The following is a 567-nucleotide window of genomic DNA, read 5'->3' as shown; positions in this document are numbered from 1 at the left end:
TGAAGCTCCAGTTGCCCTCCTCGTCGACCGTCGTCTCGCCGATCGGCGTGCCGTTGTCGATCACGATGATCGTGTCGCCCGGTTCACCCTCGCCCACCAGCGTCGGCGTCGTGTCGTCCGTGCTCTCGCCATTGCCCACCGGTCCCTGGATCGGACCTTCGTCGTCAATCACTTCGCCAATGACCGGCTGGTCCGGCGCGGTCGTGTCCACGACTACCACGTGCGGCTCCGACGGCTTGCTTTCGTTGCCCGCAGGATCGCGCTCCACCACCGTGAACTCGTGCTCGCCCTCGGCCAGCGGCGTATCAGGCGTGAAGCTCCAGTTGCCCTCCTCGTCGACCGTCGTCTCGCCAATCGGCGTGCCGTTGTCGATCACGACGATCGTGTCGCCCGGTTCACCCTTGCCCACCAGTGTCGGCGTCGTGTCGTCCGTGCTCTCGCCATTGCCCACCGGACCCTGGATCGGACCTTCGTCGTCAATGACCTCGTCAATCGACGGCTTGCCCGGCGGCGTCGTATCCACGATCACCGTCCACGGGTCCGACGGCCCACTTTCGTTGCCCGCAG

1 protein-coding gene is annotated in these 567 nt (G+C 66.0%); it reads right to left on the bottom strand.

Annotated elements, in window-relative coordinates; all coding sequences use genetic code 11:
* Window positions 1-567 (bottom strand): Ig-like domain-containing protein (locus F6X37_RS36000; protein ID WP_222945052.1); only part of this gene is annotated, 567 nt, incomplete at both ends.

The sequence above is a fragment of the Paraburkholderia sp. 31.1 genome (assembly GCF_014397645.1).
Taxonomy (GTDB): domain Bacteria; phylum Pseudomonadota; class Gammaproteobacteria; order Burkholderiales; family Burkholderiaceae; genus Paraburkholderia; species Paraburkholderia tuberum.
The sequence above is the reverse complement of the archived record's forward strand: the minus strand, read 5'-3'. Positions and strand labels throughout refer to the sequence as shown.